We start from the raw sequence: 1,275 nt of genomic DNA, 5'->3' as shown, positions 1-1,275 counted from the left end.
TCGCCGTGCACATGTGTCGTACACGAACGCATCACCATTGCCTTTTTGCCGGTGAACCGAACAGACGGCGTATAGTTTTTATCATGGCCGCAAAAATCCACGACCGGATAGGGAATAGGCACCACCGACGAGCCAACCGGTGTCAGGCATACATCAGGTGCCAAAGAGACGATACGCGCCTCATCGATGTCACGCAGTCCCTCACGCGGTGTCCCCGTGGTCCATGTGCCGGGATATTGGGGCTCTCCGATATAATTGTCGCGGGGGATGCTCATGCCGTCTCCCTCTCGGTCAGAGCCGCTTCGGTTTCGGGAGACTTCAGACGAACGCGCGTCAGGGTGAGTTTTGTTTCACCGGCATCGGGAAGAGGAAACCTGATGCGCCAGGTCAGAAGCACCCGTCCGTCATTGCGCCAGTCGAATTGCACGCCATCGAGCTTCAGCACGTGCCATTCATCGCGATCTTCACGAGCACAATGGACACCGAGGGTAAGGCCAGGCAACGAGCCTTTCGCGACCGGATGCTCAGAACTCAGATTAACGAGCTCGTAGTTCTCGTCACCCTTGAGGTGAGGCGTCGCGATGAGATCAGGATGGGCCGCCTGCCAGAAGCGTGGATCAAAATCACGCGGCAAGAGGGGATGCCTCTCCTCCCGCCAACCGTCGTCATAGGTTCCGGAATATTGCTGACGGAACTGCCACCAAGGCGAAACGAGCCCAAATCCCTGCGGTTCCGGCGTGCTGCGCCAATCGGAATGCTCACCGACGGCAGCGATCTGCGGAGCTGGAACAGGCCCGGTGTCGGCAGGCATCTCAAGATTGACGATGCCGCACCCAAGCGGGTTTCGGCGCTCCACGTCAATCGGTGTTTCCGTCCCCGCGTCACCTGTGCCAGGGATCGCGCCGCCATAAGCGTTGCGCCAGCATATGGCCACGTTTCCAGCCGGTTCAGGATCGCTCAGTTTCCAATCCGCTACGACACGTTTGGCTTCCCTGGCGGCAAAACCTGCCCATTTCTCCTTAACGACAGGTTGCCAGAAGCGTCTGCCGAAAACCTCGATTTCCTTGAAAACTCCACCAACGCGGATGGAGGCACGCCAGGATTTCTCCGGCTCGCCACTCGCAGACCACGCATTCCCGAGAAAGGTTATATCCGTGCCGGGCTTGTCCGGGGTAAGATCGCTTTGGCGCAGGAGGACGGTCTGGTGCGGATCGCCCTCATAGGCATCCTCCCACTGAAAACTTTCCTGCTCGGCTGCGACATCCAGCGAACCAC

2 protein-coding genes are annotated in these 1,275 nt (G+C 58.9%); both read right to left on the bottom strand.

The window, feature by feature from the left end:
• Positions 1 to 275, bottom strand: a 275-nt coding sequence (locus ACQZ5K_RS26945; RefSeq protein WP_448742076.1) for a PAAR-like domain-containing protein, incomplete at its 3' end; no start/stop codon positions are given.
• Positions 272 to 1,275, bottom strand: a 1,004-nt coding sequence (locus ACQZ5K_RS26940; protein ID WP_448742075.1) for a DUF2169 family type VI secretion system accessory protein, incomplete at its 5' end; no start/stop codon positions are given. The genes ACQZ5K_RS26945 and ACQZ5K_RS26940, both read right to left, overlap by 4 nt.

It is taken from the genome of Agrobacterium sp. 22-226-1 (assembly GCF_053522345.1).
Note: the sequence above shows the minus strand (reverse complement) of the source record. Positions and strands in the feature narration are given on the sequence as shown.